This is a genomic window from Micromonospora sp. NPDC049048 (assembly GCF_043197615.1).
Classification (GTDB): Bacteria; Actinomycetota; Actinomycetes; order Mycobacteriales; family Micromonosporaceae; genus Micromonospora.
In genome coordinates, this window is record NZ_JBICTM010000004.1 from 448201 (window position 1) to 468728 (window position 20528).

Genomic DNA, 20528 nt, shown 5'->3' on the forward strand with positions numbered 1-20528 from the left:
CCGGCGGCCCGGACCCGACGCCCGGCGACGGAAATCAGAACCAGTCGTCGCGCATCTCCAGGGTGGTCCGGTCGAGGCTGTCCAGCAGGTCGAACTGCGGGCCGGTGCGGGGCAGTTCGTGGCGGAAGAAGTACCGGGCGGCCTGCCGCTTACCGGCGTGCAGGTCGGCGTCCGGGCCGTCGCCGGGGCCGCCGGCCGCCTCGACGACGAGCACCTGCTCCAGCCACATCCAGGCGATCACCACGTGCCCGACCGCCTCCAGGTAGACGCTCGCGTTGGCCAGCGCCACCTCCGGATCGCCGGTGCCCCACAGCCGGCGGGTGACCAGGGAGACCCGGTCGAGGGCGGCGCCGAGCGAGGCGGCCAGCTCGGCGACCTCGCCGCCGGCCTTCCACGCGCGGGTGGTCGTGGCCCGGACCGTCTCCACCAGCAGTGCCAGCCCGGCCCCGCCGCGCATGGTGACCTTGCGCCCCAGCAGGTCCAGCGCCTGGATGCCGTGGGTGCCCTCGTGGATCGGGTTGAGCCGGTTGTCCCGCCAGTGCTGCTCGACGTCGTAGTCGCGGGTGTAGCCGGCGCCGCCGTGCACCTGGATGGCCAGGTCGTTGGCGGCCAGGCACCACTGCGACGGCCAACTCTTCGTGATCGGGGTGAGCACGTCCAGCAGCAGGCGTGCCCGCTCCCGGTCGGCCGTCTCGGGCGCGGTCTTCTCCTCGTCGAGCAGCCGGCCGCAGTACAGCACCAGCGCCAGGGCGCCCTCCACGTAGCTCTTCTGCGCCAGCAGCATCCGGCGTACGTCCGGGTGGGCGACGATGGGCACCTGTGGCGCCGCCGGGTCCTTGTCGGCCAGCGGGCGGCCCTGTGGCCGCTGCCGGGCGTATGCCAGGGACTTCAGGTAGCCGGTGTAGCCGAGCGCGGTGGCGCCGGCGCCCACCCCGATGCGCGCCTCGTTCATCATGTGGAACATCTGCGCCAGGCCCTGGTGCGCCTCGCCCACCAGGTAGCCGACCGCGCCGGGGCGCCCGCCCGGCCGGTGCACGCCCTCGCCGAAGTTGAGCAGCGTGTTGGTGGTGCCCCGGTAGCCCATCTTGTGGTTGAGGCCGACCAGCACGACGTCGTTGCGGGCGCCGAGCGCGCCGTCGTCGCCCAGCAGCACCTTCGGGACGATGAACAGCGAGATCCCCTTCACCCCGGGCGGGCCGCCGGGGATCCGGGCGAGCACGAGGTGGACGATGTTCTCCGACAGCTCGTGGTCGCCGCCGGAGATCCACATCTTGGTGCCGTGCAGCCGGTACGTCCCGTCGTCCTGCGGCTCGGCACGGGTGGTGATGTCCGCCAGCGAGCTGCCGGCCTGCGGCTCGGACAGGCACATGGTGCCGAAGAAGCGCCCCTGCACCATCGGCCGGACCCAGGTGTCGATCTGCTCGGGGCTGCCGTGCGCCAGCAGCAGGTTGGCGTTGCCGAGGGTCAGCAGCGGGTACGCCGACGTGCCGACGTTGGCGGCCTGGAGCCAGGCGAAGCAGGCGGCCCGTACGACGTGCGGCAGTTGCAGGCCGCCGACCGAGGCGTCCATGCCGGCGCCCAGCAGCCCGGTCTCGGCGAACGCGTCGAGGGCCTGCTTGACCTGGGGGATGGTGTGCACCCGACCCCCGTCGAAGGTGGGCTCGGCGAGGTCGGCGGCCCGGTTGTGCGGGGCGAACCGCTCGGTGGCCACCCGCTCGGCGAGTTCCAGCACGTCGTCGAAGGTCTCCCGGGAGTGCTCGGCGTAGCGGGGCCGCTCGGTCAGCCGGGTCACCTCCAGCCAGTCGTGCAGCAGGAAGCGCAGGTCGCGACGGGAGAGCAGGCTGGACGACACGGGTCTCCTTCCCTCGATGGACGGGCCGGCGGCCGCGGCGCGGCCCGGGCGACGCCCTCGCGCAGGTCATCCTGACTGATCCGCCCGGCCGGCGCACCATGCGACGCCGTGCGGGTCGCAGCCGCCGCGGCCGGGCGAGCCCGGATAGGACACCGCAATCCGGGCAAGCCCTTGCCAGATTTATCGACGGCTCCCTATCCTTCGCTGGAAAGCGCTTTCCGGGCACCGGGCGACGGCACCACGACAGGCGGAACGGGCGGCGACACGGTCACGGTGGCCTCGCGGCCGACGCGGCCCCGAGGTCGGAGCCGGAGCGCGACCGCCGACCCGATCCACATCGGAACAGCACCCCCACCTCAGGGTCGACCAGCGAGCCGTCCGGCAGCCGGCAGCCGGCAGCCCCGACGACCCGCCGACGCGACCCACGACAGGTGGCAGCACGACCCGGCATTCGAGACGAAGTGAGGCGAGAGATGAGACGACCAGTCGCCCTGCGACTCCAGGTGGCACTGGCCACGACGGCCGTCGGGGCCGCGATCGGTGTGGCGGCCCTGCCGATGAACGAGGCGTCGGCGGCCGTCGGCACCGCCACCGGCTACGCCACCCAGAACGGCGGGACCACCGGCGGCGCGGGCGGGCAGACGGTACGCGTCAGCACGGGAACCGGGATCCACACGGCCCTGTGCACCCGACCCAGCAGCAGCACCCCGATCATCATCGAGGTGCAGGGGACCATCAACCACGGCAACACCGCCAAGGTGTCGGGAAACAGCTGCAACACCGCCGACGGCGTGATCGAACTCAAGCAGATCAGCAACGTCACGATCATCGGAGTCGGCACCGGAGCCGTCTTCGACCAGCTGGGCATCCACATCCGCGAGGCCCGCAACATCATCATCCGGAACGTGACCATCCGGAACGTCAAGAAGTCCGGCTCACCCACGTCCAACGGCGGCGACGCCATCGGCATGGAGAGTGGCGTCCGCAACGTCTGGGTCGACCACGCCACGCTGGAGGCCTCGGGCGGGGAGTCGGAGGGGTACGACGGCCTCTTCGACATGAAGGACGACACCCAGTACGTGACCCTGTCCTACAGCATCCTGCGCAACTCCGGCCGTGGCGGCCTCATCGGCTCCAGCGAGACCGACCGCTCGAACGGCTTCGTCACGTTCCACCACAACCTGTACGAGAACATCGACTCCCGTACGCCCCTGCTGCGCGGGGGCATCGCCCACATCTACAACAACCACTACGTGAGCCTGCACGAGTCCGGCATCAACTCCCGGGCCGGGGCCAGGGCCAAGGTGGAGAACAACTACTTCCGAAACTCCAAGGACGTCCTGGGCACCTTCTACACCAGCGAGGCCGGCTACTGGCAGGTCGCCGGCAACATCTTCGACAACGTGACCTGGTCCAGCCGCAGCGGCGACAACAACCCCGCCGGCCCCGACCCGGTCTCCAACACCAGCGTCAGCATCCCGTACTCCTACCGCCTCGACGGGGCCAGCTGCGTGCCGGACGTCGTCCGCCAGACCGCCGGCGCCAACATGGGCCTGCGGGAGTCGGACGGCAACTGCACGCCACAGTCGCCGGCGCCGACCACCCCCGCCCCGGGGCCGACGACCCCCACCCCGGCTCCCACCAGCCCCACGCCGGGACCGACCCAGCCCGGCGGCACCAACCTCAGCATCGGGGCCGGCTCCGACGGCTCCAGCAAGGCCAGCGGTACGAGCTACGGCAACGTGCGCGACGGCAGCCTGAGCACCTACTGGTCGCCGGAGGGCGCGACCGGGGACATCTCGATCAAGTGGGGTTCCGCGACCACGGTGTCCCGGGTCGTCATCCGTGAGCCGTCGGGCACCCAGGGCAGCATCGGGTCCTGGCAGCTCGTCAACCACGGCACCGGTGCCGTGCTGGCCTCCGGCAGCGGGGCGGGCACCATCACCTTCCCCGCGACGTCGCTAGCCAAGATCACTTACCGGATCACCAGCTCGGGCGGCGCGCCGAAGGTCGCCGAGTTCGAGACGTACGCCGGCTAGCGGCGCGGTCCGGCACCGGCGGTCCCGCAGCTCCCACCACCGGTCGCCGGGCGACGGCGGGGGTCGTCAGACACGACGGCCCCCGCGCCCCGGCCCCTGCTTCCCCCGCGGCCGAACCCGGCGCCGCCGCCCAGCGCGTCCCGCGACGAGCAGAAGGCGGCGGGCGGCGGATCAGACTCCGGACGTGGCGAGGGCCGGGGCGGGACGGTCGTCGGCCCGGGCGGGCGTCCTGCGGTTGGGCAGCGAGAGCCGGACGACCTTCTTCCAGGCGGAGAAGACCTGCCGGGGCAGGGAGCCGGTGGTGTACCTCAGCCCGTACCGGTCGAACAGGGCCCGTACCTCGGGGGCGATCTCCTGGTAGCGGTTGCTGGGCAGGTCCGGGAAGAGGTGGTGCTCGATCTGGTACGACAGGTTGCCGGTCATGATGTGCATCAGCCGGCTGCCGCTGATGTTGGCCGAGCCGAGCATCTGCCGCACGTACCACTCACCGCGCGTCTCGCCCACGATGGACCGCCTGGAGAACGTCTCCACGCCCTCCGGGAAGTGCCCGCACATGATCACCGAGTGGCTCCACAGGTTGCGCAGCACGTTGGCGGTGAAGGTGGCGGCCAGGGTGTGCAGGAAGGACGGCCCGGACAGCAGCGGGTGCAGGACGTAGTCCTTGAGGACCTGCCGGCGGATCTTGCGGCCGACGGCCTTGGCCCGGGCCCGGAATCCCGGGTCCTTGTGCCGGCCCTTGCGCAGGTTGCGCCCCAGCTCCAGGTCGTACGCGGCGATGCCGTACTCGAAGAAGCAGGCGTTGACGAAGTTCCACAGCGGCTGCCCCAGGTGCATCGGGTGCCAGCGCTGGTCCTCGTCGACCCGCATGATGCCGTAGCCGAGGTCGTTGTCCTTGCCGAGGACGTTCGTGTAGGTGTGGTGCAGCTCGTTGTGCGAGTGCTTCCACTGCTCGGCCGGGCTGGCCATGTCCCACTCCCAGGTGGTGGAGTGGATCTTCGGATCGCGCATCCAGTCCCACTGGCCGTGCAGGATGTTGTGGCCGACCTCCATGTTCTCCAGGATCTTGGCCACGGTCAGGCCGGCCGTGCCCACGATCCAGGCCGGCGGGAAGAGCGAGAACAGCAGCACGACCCGGCTGCCGATCTCCAGCTTGCGCTGGGTGGAGATGATCCGCCGGATGTACGCGGCGTCCCGCTCGCCCCGGTCGGCGAGCACCCGGTCGCGGATCGCGTCGAGTTCCCTGCCGATGGTCTCGATGTCCTCGGCGGTGAGGTGGGCGATCGGGTTTACGGACTTGTTCTGGATCACGGTCACGTCAGGTACTCCGGTCAGTGGTCGATGTCGCAGGGGCCGGCCGCCGCCGACACGCAGGTCTGGATGCGGACGCCGTCGCCGGGCACCGCCGTGGTCAGTGCGCCGTTGCGCAGGTCCCGGACCGCGCCCTGGCGCAGCGGCAGGACGCAGCCGAAGCAGATGCCCATCCGGCAACCCGAGGGCATCAGCACCCCGGCGTTCTCGCCGGCGTCGAGCAGCGGGGTGGCGCCGTCGGCCTCGACGGTGACACCCGAGCGGGCGAAGGTGACGGTGCCGCCCTCGCCGGTCGCGATGACGGTCGGCCGGAACCGCTCGGTGTGCAGCCGGTCGCCGCGCCCCGCGGCCGTCCAGTGCTGCTCCAGGGCGTCGAGCAGGCCGACCGGGCCGCAGGCCCAGGTCTCCCGGTCGAGGTGGTCGGGCACGAGGCGGTCGAGGTCGTCCACGGCGAGCAGCCCGTCGGTGTCGGTGTGCCGCTCCACCAGTCGGATCGCGCCCCGCGCGGCCAGGTCCCGCAGCTCGGCGCCGAAGATCACGTCGTCCGGGGTGGGCGCCGAGTGCACGACGACGACGTCGGCGCCGCCCAGCACGTCGGCGCGCAGCATCCCCATGACCGGGGTGACGCCGCTGCCCGCGGTCACGAAGAGCACCCGGGCCGGCGGCCGGCCCGGCAGCACGAAGTCGCCCTGGGCCTGGTCGAGCTGGACGAGCGTCCCGGGCCGGGCCCGGCGGACGAGGTGGTTGCTGACCACCCCGTCGGGGATCGCCTTCACGGTGACCGAGATCGGCCCGCCCCGACGCGCCGGCGCGGAGGTGACCGAGTAGGCCCGCCACTGGCGTACGCCGTCGACGTCGACGCCGAGGCGGACGTACTGCCCGGGGGTGTGCCCGCGCCAGTCGCGGCCGGGCCGGATCACCAGCGTCGCCGCGTCGGCGGTCTCGGGGCGCACGGCGAGGATCCGGCCGCGCAGGTCGGCGCCGGAGCGCAGCGGGGCGACCATGTCGAGGTAGTCGTCGGGCAGCAGCGGGGTGGTGACCGACGCGGCCAGCCGAAGGATCCGGCCCCGCAGGGCCGCCTTCCCGGAGGGGTTCGGGACGGTGGTGGTCATGATTCGATAGTCGCGGCAGAATGGCATAAAATCTTGACCTGCGAAGGTAAACCCAACGAGGCTTTTTGTGCGGAGGGAACAAACGTGTCCGAACGCTCGGAGGCCACGCGGCGCGCGGCCCGCCTCGAGTTGGACGCCCGGGTGGCCGGCGATCTGCACGACCGGCTGCCTCTGCTCGCCGAGCGCACCGTCACCGCCATCACCGCCGAGGTGCCCAGCTACTCCGGCACCCTGACCGGCCAGATGCGCGAGAAGATCGAGACGGCGGTGCAGCTCGCGCTCGGCACGTTCCTCCAACTCATCGGGCGTTCCCACGGCGGCGACCCGAGCACTCCGCTGACCGGCGCGCTGGAGGCCGCGTACGCCCTCGGCAGCGGCGAGGCGCGCTCCGGCCGGAGCATGGACGCGCTGCTCGCCGCGTACCGCGTCGGCGCCCGGGTCTCCTGGCGGGAGATGTCCACCACCACCGTGCAGGGCGGATCGTCCGCCGCCACCGTCGCCGAGTTCGCCGGGCTGATGTTCGCGTACATCGACGAACTCTCCGCCGCCAGCGTGGCCGGTCACGCCGACGAGCTGGCCAGCGCCGGGCAGGCCCGGCGGCGCAACCTGGAACGGCTCACCCAGCGGCTGCTCGCCGGGGAGCCCGAGGACGCGCTGCTGCGCAGCGCCGAGCGGGCCGACTGGCCCCCACCGCAGACCCTCACCGTCGTCCTGCTGTCGCGGGCCAACCTCCGGGCGGCGCTCGCGCGGCTGCCCTCGCGCACCCTGGAGAGCGGCGACGACCCGCCGGGCGGCGGGGCGGGCGAGGACCTGGCGGTGCTGCTGGTGCCCGACAGCCACGGCGACCGGCGGCGACAGCTCGCCCGGGTGCTGCACGGGCGCCGCGCCGTGCTCGGCCCCGCCCGACCCTGGACCCGGGTCGCCTCCTCCTACCAGCGGGCGCTGCGGGCCCTGGCGCTCGGCCTGCGCCCCGGCGACGACGGCCCGGCGCTGGACACCGAGGAACACCTCGCCCAGCTGGTGCTGAGCACCGACCCGGAAGCCGTCGCCGACCTGCGCGCCCGGGTCCTGGCGCCGCTCGCGTCGCTGCCGCCCGGCACCGCCGAACGACTCACCGAGACCCTGCGCTCCTGGCTGCTGCACCAGGGCCGGCGCGACGACGTCGCCGCCGACCTCTTCGTGCACGCGCAGACCGTCCGCTACCGGATGGGCAAACTGCGCGAGCTCTACGGCGAGCGCCTGAGCGACCCGGCGACGGTCCTCGACCTGACCCTCGCCCTGGCCTTCCCGCCCCGCGCCGAGGGCGACGAGACGGCGTCCTGATCCGACGCACCGATCCGCTGCGTGTCGAGCCGGTCACGCTGTGGTCAGATACCGGACATACCCGTGCTGCCCTGGCGCGGAAGATGTCAGCCTGTCCTCCCCCGTCCGTGATCAGCCGACCGGCCGCCGGCCCCAGCGCCGAAGGCCGCGGTGGACCCGCCGGCGGGGCGAACGGGGGACGCCTCCGGTACCGCGACGCCTTCCGCCAGGAGGCCGCCGGACGGGCCCTCGGCGAGCGGGAGGACCGGCATGGCGTCGCACACGGGGGACGAGCCCGGGGCCGACCGCGCGACCCCGGCCACCGGGCCCGCGCGCCCGGGACGCCTGCGCGAGGCGCTCCGGACGACCCCGGCACTGATCGTGCTGAGCGGCGCGGTGCTGCTCGCCGCGCTGGCCGCCACCGCCGTCGTCGCCGTACAGTCCCGCGCGTCGGCCACCACGCTGGGCGAGCGCTCCGCGGCGACGGCCGTGGACACCAGCACCACCGCCCGGCAGATCTACCAGGGCCTCGCCGACGCGGACGTCGCCGCGAGCGCCGTCTTCCTGCTGCCGCCGGACGAGGAGCGGCGGGCCTCGCTGGTGGCCGCCTACGACGCGTCCGTCCACGAGGTCGAGCGCACGCTGACCGACTCGATGGGCCGGGCCGTCGACGACCCGGACCGCCTCACCCGGCTGGCGACGATCGCCGCCCGGCTGAGGGTCTACCGCGACGTGGTCTGCGCCGCCCTGCGGGTGGCCGGTCCGCTGCCCACGGCGACCGCCGAAGACCGGGAACCCTGCCCACCGGCGGGCGCGGAGCAGACCGGCACCGGCAGTCCGGCGGCCCGCGCGGTGCTCGCCTCCGCCTACGCCCGCCAGGCGTCGCACTACATGTCCACCGAGCTGCTCACCGCGGCCCAGGGCCTGTGGAACTACGACACCAGGCTGCTGCTGGACGCCCGCGCCGACGCCCGCCCGTGGCTGGCCGCGTCCGTCCTGGTGCCGCTGGCCGCCCTCGCCGCCCTGGTGCTGGTGCAGGTGTGGCTGCGCCGGCGGACCCGCCGCCGGCTGAACGCGGGACTGCTGCTGGCCTCGGCGGGCACCGTGGCCGTACTGGCCATGCTGGCCTCCTCGTGGTGGCACTGGCCGGACGCCGATCGGGGCTTCCCGGAGCTGGAACGGGCCATCGACGCGCAGAGCGCCACCCAGCAGCGACTCGGTTCCCTGCTGGCCGGGCGGGCCGACGTCTACCTGGGCCTGGGCGCCAGCGTCGACCCGGCCGGGCACAAGGCGGACTTCGACAGCCGGGACCTCTGCCGGCCCCCGGCCACGGGGTCGGCACCGCCCGGGGACCGGATCGACTGCACCGTCCTGGAGAAGACGGTCTGGCCGGCCCGGCAGAGCAAGGCACCCGACGCCTTCCGCGGCGCGGTCGACACCGTGCTCGGCGACGGATCGGCGGGCCGGGACTTCGTCGCCGCCGAGGGGCACCTGCTGACGGAACTGACCACCCGCAACGAGGAGGTCGCCCGGATGGTCGCCGACCTGCCCGAGGCGCGCCGCCACCTGGGCGGCGCCGCCGCGTGGGTCAGCCTGCTCGCGGCCGCCGGGGTGGTCGCCGGGCTGCGCCAGCGCTACCTGGAGTACCAGTGAGCACGCCCCGGCGCAGCCCGCCGAAGCGGCGCGGGCGGGCCGCGTCGCTCGCGCTGCTGGCCGCCCTGGCCGGCTGCGCCGCGCCCCCGGCGCCCTCCCCCGCTCCCCCGGCGCGCCCGCCGGGGGTGGCGACGGTGCCGAACACCGACGAGACCGGCGGGGTCTGCCCGGTACGCCGCAGCCTCCCGCCGACCCCGACGCCACCGCGCCGGATCCTCGAGCGGGGCGAACTGGTCGCCGGCGTGGACCCGTCGGACGCCACCATGAGCCACTGGGACGCCCAGACCCAACGGTTCGAGGGCTTCAACATCGAGCTGATGCTGGCGGTGGCCAGCGCCCTCTGGCCCGGCGACGACCCGCGCGCCCGGCTCACCTTCAAGGCGGTGCCACCCGGCCAGGGCGCCTTCACCATGCTCGAGAAGGGCGAGATCGACGTAGTCGCCACCTCGCTGACGGCGTCCTGCGAGCGGGCCCGGCGGGTGCTGTTCTCCAACGACTACCTCGACTCCGGGCAGACGGTGCTGGTCCGCAGGCACGCCGACGGCACCCCGGAGTTCGCGGGCATGGAACAGCTCGGCGGCCGGCGGGTCTGCGCCGCCGCGAACACCACCTCGCTGGCGATGATCGCCGGCTACCGCACCACGGGAGGCCTGCGGCCGGTGCCGGTGCAGGCTCCCCACCCGGTCGACTGCCTGGTCATGCTGCGCCAGGGCCAGGTGGACGGGGTCAGCACCGACGACAACATCCTGCTGGGCTTCGCCCGGATGGCACCGGACACGACGCTGGTGACCGAGGCGCCCCGGCCGGAGCGGCGGTCCTGCGCCCACCACCGGGACGAGAACTGCACCTGGTTCACCGACGAGCCGCACGCCTTCGCGTTCCACCTGACCGAGGGCCGGGAGCTGACCTCGTTCGTCAACCACGTGCTGGCGCAGCCGCGTACGGCCACGGTGTGGCAGCAGGCCCACGACCGGTGGCTCGCCGGCCACCGGGACCGGGGCATGCCCTCGCCCGGGCCGGCGACCACGCGGTGGCCGCCCCCCGACCCCACGCCGACCACCACGCGGCCGGCCGACTGATGGGCGGCGGGTGAATGGCCGTGCGGGAACGCCTCGACGCCACCCTCGCCGCGCACGCCTGGGTCTGCGAGCAGCTGCTCGACGTGCAGCAACTGGTCACCGACGCCTTCCGGCAGCCCGACGGTCCGGCCGCCGCCGGCGCCCAGGAGGCCCGGGACCTGCTGCACCGGCTCGGCTGCCTGTCGCTGGCCCTCGACCGGCTGGTGGACGACCTCGACGGCGTCGAGGAGCCGACGGGCGCGGGCGCGGAGTCCCTGGCCCGGTTGCTGGACGACCCCTGCCAGGTCCGGTTCACCGCGGCGACCGGCGAACCGGTGCACACCGAGGCGATGAGCGTCCAGGAGATCCTGGTCGCGGCCCGCGAACACGTGGCCCGGATCCGCCGGATCGTCGAGGCGTACGGCCGGGACCGGCTGGCGGTCCGGGCCCGGCGGCTGCGCGCCTCGCTCGAACGGCTCCGGCAGCTCGCGGCGGAGGCCGCCGGCGAGGGGTTGGGCGACGGGACGGATCCGCTGGCGGCGCTCGCGGTCGACGGGCTGCTGGACCGGCTCACCACCGCCGAGGCGGCGGGCCGGGGCCAGTGGTGGCGCGGCGACGTCCAGCCCGAACGCGACGACGGGTCCCTGGGGGCCGCCGTCGACCGGGCGGTCGAGCGGACCGACACCGCGCGGCGCCGGCTGCGCCGGGGCTGCCACCTGGAGCTGACCGGGCGGCTGGAGGCCTACCGGCAGAAGGCCGCCGACGAGGGCCGCGCGGAGCACCCGGAGGTCGAGCGGGCGTACCGGGAGGCGCTGGCCGCCCTGCGCCCGGACGCCTTCACCGTGACCGGCGCGAGCCGGGCGGTGCGCGACTACCAGCGGACCGTGAACGGGGGTACGCGATGACGGCGGACGACTGCGCGGCACGCAACTGCCCCGGCACCGTCGACGAGGACGGGTTCTGCCGGCTGTGGGGCCACGAGTGCCGCGGGGCCGGCGCGGAGGCCGAGCCCGACGCGGCCGGCGGCGCGGTCCGGGCGCCGGCGGTCGACCCGCGGCCGCCGCGTACGTCGTCGCGGCCGTGGGAGCGCCCGGCCGTGCTGCCGACCGCGCGGCCCCACGACCCCCTGACGGCGGTGGTGTCGCAGCCGGTCGTGCCCGAGCACTCCCGCTACTGCGGCAACACGCGGTGCCACCGCCACCGCGGCCCCCGGCTGCCCCGCGTCGCCGGGTTCTGCCCCGACTGCGGCACCCGGTACTCCTTCACCCCGCCCCTGGCCGACGGCGACCTGCGCGCCGGGCGCTACCGGATCGTGGGCTGCCTGGGCAACGGCGGCGTCGGCTGGGTGTTCCTCGCCCGCGACGAGGACATGGACGGCGCGTGGCGGGTGCTGAAGGGGCAGCGCAACCCGGAGGACCGGGAGGCCGTCGCGGCGTTCGTCGCCGAACGGCAGGCGCTGATCGCGCTGAACCACCCGGGGATCGTCACCATCACCCACGCGCTGCGGCCCGAGTCCGACCGGGACGCCGGCTACCTGGTGATGGAGTACGTCAACGGCGGCACCCTGGAGGAGGCCCGCAGCACGGCCGGCCCGGGCGGCGGGTCGACCGCCGTGGACGTGGCGCAGGCGCTGGGCTACGCCGTGCAGATCCTCGACGCCTTCGAGTACCTGCACGAGCAGGGCTGGCTGTACTGCGACCTGAAGCCGGAGAACGTGATGCGGGTCGGCGGGCAGGGCGCCAACGACCCGATCAAACTGGTCGACTTCGGCGCGGCCCGCCGGATCGACAACACGGTGAGTCCGGCGTGGGGCACCGCGGGCTACACCGCGCCCGAGGTGGAGCGGCTCGGGCCCGCCGGCCCGAGCGTGCGCTCGGATCTCTACACCGTCGGCCGGACCCTCGCCGCGCTGACCCTGGTGCCCCGCTCCACCGAGGTGACCCGCGTCCCGGCGGGGCAGGACGTGCTGCGGCTGCCCGTGCCCGCGCGGCTCGACCCGTTCCTGCGGCTGCTCGCCCGCGCCACCGCCGTCGAGCCCGAGGACCGGTTCGCCTCGGCGGCCGAGATGCGCGAGCAGGTCCGGGGCGTACGACGGCAGGTCAGCTCGTCGACCGACGGCGTGCCCCGGCCGACCCGGTCCACCCTGTTCAGCCCCTCCGCGTGCGCCTTCGCCCTGCACACCGACCGCGACGCCCTCGACGCCGTGGAGATCATGCTCGGCCTGCCCACGCCCCTGGTCGACGGCGCCGACCCGGCCGCCGGGTTCCTCGCCTCGCTCGGTCCCGCCGACCCTGCCGAACTCATCGAGCTGCTGCGGACCGCGCCGCAACGGACCGCGCAGGTGACCTACCGCGCGGTGCGGGCCCACCTCGCCGCCGGGCGGGCGGACGAGGCGAGACCGCTGCTCGCCGGCTTCCCGGAGGACCTACGGGACTGGTCGCTGTGGTGGCACCGCGGGCTGGTGGCCCTGGTGGGGCGGGACACCAGCACCGCCCGGCACCGCTTCGAACAGGTCTACGGCTGGCTGCCCGGCGAGGTGTCCACCCGGCTCGCGTACGCCGTGGCCTGCGAACTCGACGGCGACGCGCGCACGGCCGCCGACCACTACCGGGGGGTGTGGGACGCCGATCCGGGCGTGGTGGGCGCGGCGTTCGGGCTGGCCCGCTGCCTGCTGGCCACGGCCGACGCCCGCAGCGCGGCGGACGCCCTGCTCAGGGTGCCGGAATCCTCCCGCGCCTCGCCGGTGGCGGTGACCTGCGCGGTGCGGATCCTGCTCGACGCGCCGGACGACGGACGCCGGCTCGACGCCGCGCTCGACGCGGCCGCGACCGTCGACAAGCTGCCCCCGTTCGGCGAACGCGAGGAGGTGGAGGCGCACATCCTGCGGATCGCGCTGGGCTGCGACCTGACCGAGGGACGCCACGGCGGCCGGCGGCTGTTCGGCCACCCGCTCGACGAGGACACCCTGCGCCGCGCGTTCGAACGCCGCTGCCGCTCCCGGGCCCGGCGTACCGCCGACCGGCGGGAACGGATCGCGCTCGTCGAGCTGGCCAACGCGTACCGGCCGGTGACGTGGTGGTGAGCCCGGCCGCCGGCCCCGACGGAAAGAGGTCATCCGTGTCCCCCGCCAACGATCTGCCGCTGCGGCTACGCGCGCACCACACCGAGTGCATCTCCGCCGACGGGGCGGTGCTCGACGTGGTCGCCACCGTCCGGGGCGAGGAGCCGACCCAGGAGGACGTCCGGCACGACGAACTCGCGGAGGTGATCCTCATCGACTCCTCGGGCTCGATGGGGGCGCCCCAGGCCAAGATGCGCGCCGCCCGGCAGGCCACCGCCGCGGCCATCGACGCCCTGCCCGACGGGGTCGCGTTCGCGGTCGTGTCCGGCACCGCGCACGCCACCATGGTCTACCCCGGCGACCGCAAGCTGGCGGTCGCCGACGAGACCACCCGTGCCGCCGCCCGCAACGCGCTGCGGCACCTGGCGCCGCACGGCGGCACGGCCATCGGCACCTGGCTGCTGCTGGCCCGCCAGCTGCTGGCCACGCGACCGGACGCGATCGGGCACGTCATCCTGCTCACCGACGGGCGCAACGAGTCCCAACGCCCCGCCGACCTGCGGGCGGCGGTGGACGAGTGCGTCGGCCGGTTCACCGTCGACTGCCGCGCCATCGGCTCCGCCGACGGCGTGCACGACTGGGACGCGGTGGAGCTGCTGGGCATCGCGGAGGCACTGGGCGCCAACCCCGTCGTGCCGGTGGAGGACCTCACCGGGCTCGCCGACGAGTTCCGGACGGTGCTGGGGCGGGCGATGTCCCGGCGGGTCCCCGACGTGCGGCTGCGCGTACGCACCACAGGGCTGGCCCGGGTCCGCTTCGTCAAGCAGGTGCACCCGGCGCTCGCCGACCTGACCGGGCGCGGCGTGCCGGCCGGCGAGCTGGCCACCGACTACCCCGTCGGGGCGTGGAGCCCGCACGACCAGCGGGACTACCACGTCGCCCTGGAGGTCGACGCGATGGCGCCCGGGGTGCGGCGGCGCATCGGTTGGCTGAGCGTGCACGCCGGTGCGGACGCCGCGCCCGTCGAGGCGCCGCTCACCGTGGAGTGGACCGAGGACGCGCTGCGCTACTCGGAGATCAACGAGAGCGTGGCGTACTACACCCGCCAGCAGGACTACGCGGCGGCGGTCCAGCGGGGGCTGTCGGCCGCCCGGGCCGGCCGAGTCGCCGAGGCGGAGGAGCAGCTCGGGCACGCGGTGGCGCTCGCCCACGCCACGGGCCGCGACGACGACGTCGCCCTGCTCGCCCGCATCGTGGACGTCCTGGACGCCGCCGGCGGCCGGGTGCGGCTCAGGCCCGACGTCGACGCCCGGCTCACGCAGTCCTCCCTGGTCGTGGCCCACCAGACGTCCCGGTGGGGACCGCAGGAGCCGCCGGCACAGCGGGCCGCGCCGGCGGGGCCGCCCGCGCCGTGGTGGCACTGCGACGAGGAGCAGACCGGCGCGTACTGCGAGGGATGCGGCGCGCACCACCTGGCGGCCGAGCAGCCCGGCGCCGGCCGCCCCTGACCCCGATGGACCTGGACGTCTCGGACAAGGTCGCCAGCGTCGTCAGCGGCACGCTGGCGCTCGCCGGCGCGCTCGTCGCCGTGCGCCGCCACACCCGCAGCCGGCGCGGCTGGTGGGCCGCCCTGCGCCCGGTGTGGCGCAGGGAGGAGGACGCCGGCATCGTCCACCCGCACCGCTTCGGGGGCTACGTCAAGCCACTGTCCGAGGTGTACGTGCCGCGTCGCGCGGTGCCGCGGCTCGCTCCGTCCGGCGACGGCGTCGACGTGGCGGACCTGCTCACCGGCACCGGCGACGTGCTGCTGATCGGGGAGCCGGGCAGCGGGAAGACGGCGCTCGTACGCTACGAGAGCGCCCGGTCGGCGCGGCGGTGGCTCGCCGGTCGCGGTCGACGCCGGCGCTGTCCGGCCGGGCCGGTGCTGGTGAGCCTGCCGGCCGCCGCCCTGGTGCACCGGCCGCTGCCCGCCGCGCTCGCCGAGGCGTACCCCGGGGAGGGCGCCCCGCTCGACGTCGAGCGACCCCCCGCCCCCGGCCGGCGGTGGCTGGTCTGCGTCGACGCGCTCGACGCCGTCACCGACCCGGACGAGCGGGCCGTCGTGCTCAACCGTCTCGCGGAGTTGGCCCGTCCGCCCGGCCCGGCCGGCACGCCGCGGCCCTGGCGGCTCCTGGTGACCACGCGGCACCTGGCGGAGGACGAGCTGGCCGTGCTGGGTGACGGCTACCCGGCGTACCACCTGGCGCACTTCACCGACGCCGACGTGGCGCTGCTGGCGGCCCGCTGGTTCCCGGACGGCGCCACGGCCCGCAGGTTCCTGGACTGGACCCACGCCCAGCGCATCACCGGGCCGGTCCACAATCCGCTCACCGCCACCATCGCGGTGCTGGTCTGGGAGGGCGGGCAGGCGGGGGCATCCCCGCAGCCCGGCCCGGAGGCCCTGCTCGACGAGTTCGTCCGCGCCCTGCTGCGCGGCGGCCGGGACAGCCTCGACGACGCCTGCGCCGCGCTGCGGCACCGCCCCGACGGGGGCGAGGCGGTGGCCGCCTGGCTGGGTGCCCGGCACACCGACCTCGTCGAGGTGGCGGCGACCGCCGCCGTCGCCGGCGGCGATCCGGTGGCGGCGGTCGTCGACTGGTCGGCGGCCCACGCGCCGGTGCCCCCCGCGACCGTGCTGCCCGACTGGCCCGCGCACGTACGGCAGATCCTGCTCGCCACGGATCTCTTCCGGGCCGACCGGCACGCCCTGGCCTCGGTCTGGCCCAGCCTGGTGGAGTACCTGGCGGCCGGGCCGCTCGCCCGTGACTGGCGCCCGGACGAGTGGGTGACGCTGATGAACACCCGCTCGACGCGGTTCGTCGCGTTGCAGGCGATCAGCCGGGCCGCCGTCGCGCCGGCCTTCCTGCGGGAGCGCCTCGCGGAGCCGGACGGCGCGATCGCCGCCGGGCACCTGCTCGCCGGCCGCGCCGGGGCCGGCGAGGCCGGCACGCCGTCGTTCCGCGCGGACGTGCTCGCGGCACTGCTGACGCACTGGGCCGACGGCGCCCACGGCCCCACCGGTCGGGACGGCGCCCGGGAGTGCTTCGCCCTGCTCATGACGCTGGCCGCGGGGCGGGCCGACCGGGACCTGCTGCACGACATCGCCGCGGACCCGCGACGTCCCGGCGGCGTCCGCCGGGCCGCGGCGCTCTTCTTCGCGGTACGCAAGCGCAACGCCCGCCGCCCCTGAGCCCCGAGGTCACTCCTTCGCTCCTCGCCGAAAGGCACAGACCAATGTGGACGATAGTGGCAGAATGTGTGACTCAACATGATCACGGGAGGATGTTGAGCATGCAGCGACGCACGATTCTCCGCGGGCTGGCGGCCGGGGCGGTCGCCGCGCCGACCGCGGCCCTGCTGGGCCCGGCCCCCGCGCAGGCGGCGACCAGCTACTACGTGGCCACCACCGAGCAGGTCAAGAACAAGGTCCTGGTGTTCCACAAGAACAAGAGCTGGACCGACGCCAACGTGCACTGGAGCTTCAGCCCCGGCGGCGGCGCGTGGTCCAACCTGTCGGACGTGAAGATCCGCTCGACGCAGAAGCAGGGCTGGATCGCGCTCATGGTCGCCTCCGGCGGCCGGGCGGGCATCGTCGACATCGACAGCGAGAAGCACACCGAGCTCAACGACCTGGCCTGGAGCGCGACCCCGGGCGGCAACCCGCACGCGATCGAGCGGATCCCGGGCAACGGCTCGGTCGTGGTGGCCAGCTCGCACGGCTACCTCACGCTCTACGCCCCGACGAGCGTCGGCAACCTCGGCTCGCTGGCCAAGGTGCAGACGGTCAGCCTTCCCGGCGCCCACGGCGTCCTCTGGGACCCGACCTACAAGATCCTCTGGGCGATCGGCAAGGGCAAGCTGGTGCACTACGCGGTCGAGGGCTCCTACCGCAACACCCGGCTCAAGTACTACGGGGGTTCGGTGAGCCTCGGCAGCAGCAACCTGGGGCACGACCTGCAACCCGACTACGGCAACAGGTACAAGCTGCTGTGCACCGCGACCGACGGCGTCTACGAGATCAACACCTCGGGCGGCTCGTTCACCAAGCGGAAGATCTCCAGCGAGACGCGGGTGAAGTCGTACGTGCGGCACTCCTCCGGGGAGGTGGTGTCCGTACGCGCCGACAACACCGGCTCGCGCACCTGGGGCAGCCCGACCGTGCGGTTCTCCCAGTCGCCGGACCGCAAGCGCTCGGGCGCCGAGTTCTACAAGGCGCGCATCTGGACGCCGGGCTTCGAGTGACCGGGGCCCGGCACCGAGTGCCGGGACAGCCGCACCACAGCGGGGCCCGCGCTCGGCGAGCGCGGGCCCCGTCGCGTGGAGGGCAGGGTCGACCTACGCCGGACGGGCTGGTCCGACGACGGTCCAGCACAGGCCGGCGGGATCGCGCAGCAGCGGCCGGCGCGACGGGTCGGCGGCCGGCTCGACGCGGGCACCTGCGGCCACCGCCCGCCGCAGCACCGACTCCGGGTCCGTCCGCTCGATGGTCAACACGTCGTCGCGGCCCTCGGCCGGTGACGGGCCGCCCGTCTCCCACCACTCGCTCACGGTCAGGTGGTGGCCGCCGACGGCCAGTTCCGCGTGCAGGACGCGCCCGTCGAGCAGACACTCCCGTTGGATGGCGACGGCGTCGAAGACGTCCGTGTAGAAGGCGATCGCCTCGTTGGTGTCGACGACCGTCAGGTGGGGTCCCGGCCGCTGGTCCTGTGCCCTCATGAGACTGCTGCGCCCTTCTCCTACTCGGCGATCCGGGTCCGGCCGGTCCAGCGGAAGACCACCGGGTCGACCGTGGCGGCGCTGGCGCCCCGCTCGAAGTGCTCGTACCCGCCGTAGTGCAGGACCTTGATCTTCTCCTCGGCCCCGGCCACCCGCCGGCTGCGCAGGTCGGCGGGCAGGTCAACCGGGCCGCCCTCCAGGACGACGTCGATGACGCCGGCGGCGTCCCGGGTGACCGGATCAGCTTGCGAAACGTCCTTCATGGCACGACCTCCGTCGCATTCCGCACACCTCGGAGGAGCCGCCGCGTGGGAGCGGCGGCTCCGTCCACACAGGCCTGACGACACCCGTTGCCGGGTGAACGGACGCTTCGCGGTCGAACGTCTCTGTCCGGTGACCGGCCGCCCGTTCAGCTTCGAACGTAATGCAGATCACATTCGGCCGACACCCTTAGGGCACCCCTAGGAACGGCCCTGGGCAGCGACGATGTCCCCCGCACCGACCGGGACGCCCGGGTCTCACTCCCAGCGGAAGAACCGGGTGGCCCCCACGGAGGCGACGACGGCCGTCACGGCCAGGGCGATCAGCTGCGGCAGTTCGGGGTTGGCGCCCGCCCACGCCGCGCCGATGGTGTCGACCGTGGCACCGAGCGGAGAGTAGTCGGCCACGGCGGCCAGGGCGCTGGGCATACGGTCGCGGGGCAACCAAGCGCCGGCCAGGAAGAGCAGCGGGAAGAACAGCGCGGGGCCGATCGACTGTGCTGCCCTGGCCGACGGCGCCAGCGCCGCGATCAGCAGGCCGACGGCGAAGAGGCACGCCACCCCGAGCAGGAAGGCCAGCACGAACCCGGGCACGTTGGCCGGTGCCGGCTGATCCAGCAGGAACCGTACGGCGATCGCGGTGACCACCGCGCCGAGCACGCCCATCACGAGGTTGACCACGACCTGGGCGACCAGCAGGAGCGCGGGCTGCACCGGGGTGGTCGCCAGGCGGCGCAGGACCCGACGCTCCCGGTAGATGCCGAGCGCCATCGGCAGGGTGAACAGGGCGAGCATGCCGATGGTGAGGGCCAGCGCGAGCGACGGCAGGAAGGTCTGCTCGGCGTGCTGCCCGGTGTCGGCGGCCGTGCCGGCGCGCTGCGGCAGACCGAAGACGAGCATCAGGCCGATCGGCAGGGCGAAGACGAAGAACAACGACACCGGCTCCCGGAGGAACAGCTTCGTCTCGACGGCGATCAGCTTGGACAGGGCGCTCACGACGACCTCCCGTCGGTCGGGGACTGCGCGGCGGTCCGGCCCCCACGGCCGGTGAGGGCGACGAACGCGTCGTCGAGGCTGGGCTGCTCGACCCGCAGGTCGGTGTAGGTGATCCCGCGCCCGTTGAGCACCGACATGACCGACTGGAGCACGTCCTTCGTGCCGGTCACCGTCATCTCCGCGCCGTAGCGGTTCACCCCGGTCACGTCGGGCGACGCGAGCAGCAGGGCGTCCTCGACCGGCTCGGCCGGACGGAAGTGCACCCGGTGCTCGTTGCCGACCCGGGTGAGCAGGCCGGCGGGGCTGTCGATGGCCACCACCCGTCCCTTGTCGATGATCGCGAGCCGGTCGCAGAGGCGTTGCGCCTCCTCCATGAAGTGGGTGACCAGTACGACGGTGACGCCCCGGTCGCGGATGCGCTCGACCAGGTCCCAGGTGTCCCGGCGGCCCTGCGGGTCGAGGCCCGTGGTCAGCTCGTCGAGGATGGCGACCTCCGGCCTGCCGACCAGCGCCAGGGCCACCGACAACCGCTGCTTCTGCCCGCCGGAGAGCTTCTGGAAGTAGGTGTTGCGCTGCTCGGCCAGGCCCAGGTCGGTCAGCAGCTCGTCGATGTCGGCCCGGTTGCGGTAGAAGGACCGGTACAGGTCCAGCGCCTCCCACACCCGTACCTTGTCGGGCAGCTGGCTCTCCTGGAGCTGGGCGCCGACGCGCTGACGCACCTCGGTGCGGTCGCGGACCGGGTCGAGCCCGAGCACCCGGATGGTGCCGCCGTCGGGACGACGCAACCCCTGCACGCACTCCACGGTGGTCGTCTTGCCGGCCCCGTTCGGGCCGAGGACGCCGAAGATCTCGCCCTGTTCGACCGTGAAGGATACGTCGTCGACCGCGATCTTCTCGCCGTACCGTTTCTGCAGATGATCGACTTCGATGACCGGCATGTGGGGTGGTCCTCCTTCACGTGCGGTTTGCCGTCGAGAAGGGCGGGACCCCTCGGCTGATCGCGGCGTCGGCTTGCGAGAACGGGCCGGTACCGGCCGGAGCCAGGTCGACCGCCGCCCGACATCATCCGGCCAACCGATGTCCCGATCAACTGATCAGCTGACGAATCGGGGGTGTCGACATGGAAAACGAC

At 74.1% G+C, this 20528-nt stretch carries 16 protein-coding genes; 9 read left to right on the plus strand and 7 right to left on the minus strand.

Annotation, left to right across the window (positions count from 1 at the left end):
• Nucleotides 1-34: 34 nt before the first annotated feature.
• Complete coding sequence (locus ACGFIG_RS16765) at nucleotides 35-1852, minus strand: acyl-CoA dehydrogenase (RefSeq protein WP_393003688.1); 1818 nt, start codon at nucleotides 1850-1852, stop codon at nucleotides 35-37.
• A gap of 473 nt (nucleotides 1853-2325) precedes the next feature.
• Here ACGFIG_RS16765 and ACGFIG_RS16770 point away from each other — a divergent pair, with 473 nt between their 5' ends.
• On the plus strand, nucleotides 2326-3891 hold the full coding sequence (locus ACGFIG_RS16770; RefSeq protein WP_393003690.1) for a polysaccharide lyase family 1 protein: 1566 nt from the start codon (nucleotides 2326-2328) through the stop codon (nucleotides 3889-3891).
• Between the two features lie 171 nt (nucleotides 3892-4062).
• Here ACGFIG_RS16770 and ACGFIG_RS16775 read toward each other — a convergent pair whose 3' ends face one another.
• Both ACGFIG_RS16775 and ACGFIG_RS16780 read right to left on the minus strand, forming a co-directional pair.
• Nucleotides 4063-5205, minus strand: a complete 1143-nt coding sequence (locus tag ACGFIG_RS16775; protein ID WP_393003692.1) for a fatty acid desaturase family protein — start codon at nucleotides 5203-5205, stop codon at nucleotides 4063-4065.
• A 14-nt stretch (nucleotides 5206-5219) separates the two neighbouring features.
• Nucleotides 5220-6311: a ferredoxin reductase gene (locus ACGFIG_RS16780; RefSeq protein ID WP_393003694.1), complete on the minus strand. Its 1092-nt coding sequence runs from the start codon at nucleotides 6309-6311 to the stop codon at nucleotides 5220-5222.
• 84 nt (nucleotides 6312-6395) lie between these two features.
• Between ACGFIG_RS16780 and ACGFIG_RS16785 the strand changes: the two genes are divergently transcribed.
• From ACGFIG_RS16785 to ACGFIG_RS16820, 8 genes are all read left to right on the plus strand, one after another.
• Complete coding sequence (locus tag ACGFIG_RS16785; RefSeq protein WP_393003696.1) at nucleotides 6396-7634, plus strand: PucR family transcriptional regulator; 1239 nt, start codon at nucleotides 6396-6398, stop codon at nucleotides 7632-7634.
• Between the two features lie 249 nt (nucleotides 7635-7883).
• Complete coding sequence (locus ACGFIG_RS16790) at nucleotides 7884-9266, plus strand: hypothetical protein (protein WP_393003698.1); 1383 nt, start codon at nucleotides 7884-7886, stop codon at nucleotides 9264-9266.
• Nucleotides 9263-10345 (plus strand): transporter substrate-binding domain-containing protein, encoded by a 1083-nt coding sequence (locus tag ACGFIG_RS16795; RefSeq protein ID WP_393003700.1) that lies wholly within the window; start codon nucleotides 9263-9265, stop codon nucleotides 10343-10345. Before ACGFIG_RS16790 ends, ACGFIG_RS16795 begins: the two co-directional genes overlap by 4 nt.
• 20 nt (nucleotides 10346-10365) lie before the next feature.
• Nucleotides 10366-11229, plus strand: coding sequence for a hypothetical protein (locus ACGFIG_RS16800; RefSeq protein ID WP_393003702.1), 864 nt, complete (start codon nucleotides 10366-10368; stop codon nucleotides 11227-11229).
• A complete protein-coding gene (locus ACGFIG_RS16805; RefSeq protein WP_393003704.1) occupies nucleotides 11226-13406 on the plus strand; it encodes a tetratricopeptide repeat protein in 2181 nt (726 codons plus the stop codon). The genes ACGFIG_RS16800 and ACGFIG_RS16805 overlap by 4 nt, the downstream gene beginning before the upstream one ends.
• A 35-nt stretch (nucleotides 13407-13441) precedes the next feature.
• Nucleotides 13442-14893, plus strand: coding sequence for a VWA domain-containing protein (locus ACGFIG_RS16810; RefSeq protein WP_393003706.1), 1452 nt, complete (start codon nucleotides 13442-13444; stop codon nucleotides 14891-14893).
• 5 nt (nucleotides 14894-14898) lie between these two features.
• Nucleotides 14899-16614 carry a hypothetical protein gene (locus ACGFIG_RS16815; protein ID WP_393003708.1) on the plus strand — a complete coding sequence of 572 codons (1716 nt, stop codon included), beginning with the start codon at nucleotides 14899-14901 and terminating at the stop codon, nucleotides 16612-16614.
• A gap of 101 nt (nucleotides 16615-16715) precedes the next feature.
• Nucleotides 16716-17666 (plus strand): DUF6528 family protein, encoded by a 951-nt coding sequence (locus ACGFIG_RS16820; protein WP_393003710.1) that lies wholly within the window; start codon nucleotides 16716-16718, stop codon nucleotides 17664-17666.
• A 93-nt stretch (nucleotides 17667-17759) separates the two neighbouring features.
• Here ACGFIG_RS16820 and ACGFIG_RS16825 read toward each other — a convergent pair whose 3' ends face one another.
• The 4 genes from ACGFIG_RS16825 to ACGFIG_RS16840 form a co-directional block, all read right to left on the minus strand.
• Complete coding sequence (locus tag ACGFIG_RS16825) at nucleotides 17760-18140, minus strand: VOC family protein (RefSeq protein ID WP_393003712.1); 381 nt, start codon at nucleotides 18138-18140, stop codon at nucleotides 17760-17762.
• 20 nt (nucleotides 18141-18160) lie between these two features.
• Nucleotides 18161-18403 (minus strand): DUF5988 family protein, encoded by a 243-nt coding sequence (locus ACGFIG_RS16830; protein WP_393003714.1) that lies wholly within the window; start codon nucleotides 18401-18403, stop codon nucleotides 18161-18163.
• Between the two features lie 255 nt (nucleotides 18404-18658).
• Nucleotides 18659-19396 carry an ABC transporter permease gene (locus ACGFIG_RS16835; protein WP_393003716.1) on the minus strand — a complete coding sequence of 246 codons (738 nt, stop codon included), beginning with the start codon at nucleotides 19394-19396 and terminating at the stop codon, nucleotides 18659-18661.
• Entirely contained in the window at nucleotides 19393-20334 is a 942-nt protein-coding gene (locus tag ACGFIG_RS16840) for an ABC transporter ATP-binding protein (RefSeq protein ID WP_393003718.1), read from the minus strand. Before ACGFIG_RS16840 ends, ACGFIG_RS16835 begins: the two co-directional genes overlap by 4 nt.
• Nucleotides 20335-20528 lie beyond the last annotated feature (194 nt).

Bases quoted from the DNA above. Each gene is read 5' to 3' on its own strand.
- ACGFIG_RS16805 (WP_393003704.1), top strand. From the start codon at position 11,226: ATGACGGCGGACGACTGCGCGGCACGCAACTGCCCCGGCACCGTCGAC.
- ACGFIG_RS16825 (WP_393003712.1), bottom strand. From the start codon at position 18,140: ATGAGGGCACAGGACCAGCGGCCGGGACCCCACCTGACGGTCGTCGAC.
- ACGFIG_RS16790 (WP_393003698.1), top strand. From the start codon at position 7,884: ATGGCGTCGCACACGGGGGACGAGCCCGGGGCCGACCGCGCGACCCCG.
- ACGFIG_RS16820 (WP_393003710.1), top strand. From the start codon at position 16,716: ATGCAGCGACGCACGATTCTCCGCGGGCTGGCGGCCGGGGCGGTCGCC.
- ACGFIG_RS16840 (WP_393003718.1), bottom strand. From the start codon at position 20,334: ATGCCGGTCATCGAAGTCGATCATCTGCAGAAACGGTACGGCGAGAAG.
- ACGFIG_RS16780 (WP_393003694.1), bottom strand. From the start codon at position 6,311: ATGACCACCACCGTCCCGAACCCCTCCGGGAAGGCGGCCCTGCGGGGC.
- ACGFIG_RS16770 (WP_393003690.1), top strand. From the start codon at position 2,326: ATGAGACGACCAGTCGCCCTGCGACTCCAGGTGGCACTGGCCACGACG.
- ACGFIG_RS16830 (WP_393003714.1), bottom strand. From the start codon at position 18,403: ATGAAGGACGTTTCGCAAGCTGATCCGGTCACCCGGGACGCCGCCGGC.
- ACGFIG_RS16815 (WP_393003708.1), top strand. From the start codon at position 14,899: ATGGACCTGGACGTCTCGGACAAGGTCGCCAGCGTCGTCAGCGGCACG.